Raw genomic sequence first — 1,221 nt, 5'->3', positions numbered from 1 at the left:
TTCCGGTTACTTTCACCTTGTCATTCTCCACCTCCACTAGTGGAATGCCTCTGAGCACACTGTAGATATCGGTGAGCTTGGAGAGGGGCGAACCCTCGATCTTGGTGCTAAGTCCGCCTGCGACCAATCGGTGCGAGACACGATTGGCGGTGATGGCTACCTCCTCTAGCAAGGTGGCGCTCTCGGAGAGGGTGAGTGTCTGCTCCTTGAGGTCTTTGCAAAGCACTTGCTCGGTGCTGTAGCCGATCAGACTTGCTTGGAGTAGGATAGGGAGCTTGTGGTCGCCAATGGAGAGAGCAAAGGTGCCATCCTCCTTGGTGACGCCTCCTACGATGGTGGCGGAGTCGGGTAGGGCAATGGCTTTAATCGTGGCATAAGGGAGTGGTTTCCCCTCTTTGTCCGATACCTTTCCTTTGATCTCTTGTGCCAATAGGTTGCCTGTAGCCAAGCAAAGTATCAGCAAACTGGTGATGAATTGTTTCATAATGTGTGTGAATAGTTTGATGGTGTTAATTATGGTGGTCACCTTGCCGTGACAAAGGTACTTATTTTATTACATACGATTAATTACGGAGCCGAGGGCACCCTTGCCTTGGTACTTTTGCTTAGTTGCATTGAAGCGGTAGGCAATGGTAAATTGGGCTCTAGGCAATACTTGTTGCTTGACCGTTGACTCTGTATACCTTGTCACTACTCTTATCGACATTGGTGATGAGGTAAGTTTGAGGTTACTGACCGAAAATGAGGTGGTGAGTGCCTTATTCTTCAGCCATCGCTTTGAAATCTCAAAGGAGCTATTGACCATAGAGCCTAATATTTCCATATTATCTTGGTTGCCACCACTAGGTAGGTAGTTAATATTGGCACTGATGGTAAGTTCCTTTGGCAGTGTAATTTGGTTTTGCCATTGAAGGAATATGAATGCCTGTCGATTGGTGATGGTCTCCTCAAAGTGCTGGAGGTCATATCCAAGCAACTTCATAGCACCAAAGGTGAAAGTGGGGTGCCACCACTTGATCCGAGGACTAAGAATGATATTGGCCCCGAGTATACTGTAGGGATCGGCATTGATGTGCGTGATGAGGGTCATATAGGGTAGATACTTGGTCGCGTCATTAGGGTCACGCATCGGCTGGGTCGTTTGTGTAAGGGAGTTGACCTTGTACTCATGCGAGAGCATCAGTGTTACCCAGCTCTTATTGAGCATCAGCTGAGTAGTAT

General features: G+C 48.0%; 2 protein-coding genes. Both read right to left on the bottom strand.

Annotated elements, in window-relative coordinates; genetic code table 11:
* A partial coding sequence (locus tag HMPREF3027_RS04305; RefSeq protein WP_141756226.1) for a carboxypeptidase-like regulatory domain-containing protein occupies nucleotides 1-484 on the bottom strand: 484 nt, incomplete at its 3' end.
* A gap of 69 nt (nucleotides 485-553) precedes the next feature.
* Nucleotides 554-1,221 (bottom strand): outer membrane beta-barrel protein (locus tag HMPREF3027_RS04300; RefSeq protein ID WP_168165870.1); only part of this gene is annotated, 668 nt, incomplete at its 5' end.

Source organism: Porphyromonas sp. HMSC077F02 (assembly GCF_001815465.1).
GTDB classification, from domain to species: Bacteria; Bacteroidota; Bacteroidia; order Bacteroidales; family Porphyromonadaceae; genus Porphyromonas_A; species Porphyromonas_A somerae.
The sequence above is the reverse complement of the archived record's forward strand: the minus strand, read 5'-3'. Positions and strand labels throughout refer to the sequence as shown.